Annotated in this window: 1 protein-coding gene; it reads left to right on the top strand. The window is 38.5% G+C overall.

Annotated elements, in window-relative coordinates; all coding sequences use genetic code 11:
• On the top strand, positions 1-862 hold an 862-nt coding region (locus B2C77_RS00065; RefSeq protein ID WP_077701765.1), incomplete at both ends, for an IS4 family transposase.

Here is an 862-nt window from a genome sequence, read left to right on the forward strand (position 1 = left end):
CTTGCTCAATTACAAGGATTTGAGAGCTTGGAAGAGATGAGCGATGCACTAATAGATGGTGAACTTCAGAAAGTATTGGGGTTTGAATCGATTAGCCCATCGCAACTTTCAAGGAAGAACAATGAAATGAATCCAGCCATCCTTTCCCATTTATTCTTTGATCTTGCATACAAAATCAAAGGTCTCCAATTTAAAAATGGGAAATACATGCCATTAAAAATCATTGATTCTAGCACGCTTCCATTAAACTTAACGAATCATAAGTGGGCGAAATTCCGTAAAACAAAAGCAGGAGTTAAGCTACATTTACGACTTGTATTTATGGATAAGGGCACCGTCTATCCTGAAAAAACTGTGATTACAACAGCCAAAGAACATGACAGAAATCAACTGGAAGTTCTCGTAGATGACAAAGAAGCCATGTATGTGTTTGACCGTGGATATGTTGACTATGAACGATTTGACCGAATGACGGATGAAGGCTACTTTTTCGTGTCCAGACTAAAGAAAAACGCCGTCATTCGTGAAGTAGAATCATTTTCTGTACCTAAAGATGCTACAGCTTTATCCGACAAGATGGTTTACATCGGTTCGACGCAAAATCGCACAGAGAATGTATTCCGTCTACTTGAAGTAGTGGATACAAAGGGGAACATTTTGCGATTAATTACTAACCGTTTCGATCTAAATTCCGAAGAGATTAGTGAAATTTACCGTCAACGGTGGGCCATAGAGCTATTTTTCAAATGGCTCAAACAGCATGTAGAGATCAAACACTTTTATGGTATGAGCGAAACTGCCATTCAAAATCAAATCTTCCTTGCGCTCATTGCTTACTGTTTACATGTACTTATCCAGTTAG

Origin of the sequence: Virgibacillus dokdonensis (assembly GCF_900166595.1) — a bacterium.
GTDB classification, from domain to species: Bacteria; Bacillota; Bacilli; order Bacillales; family Amphibacillaceae; genus Virgibacillus; species Virgibacillus dokdonensis.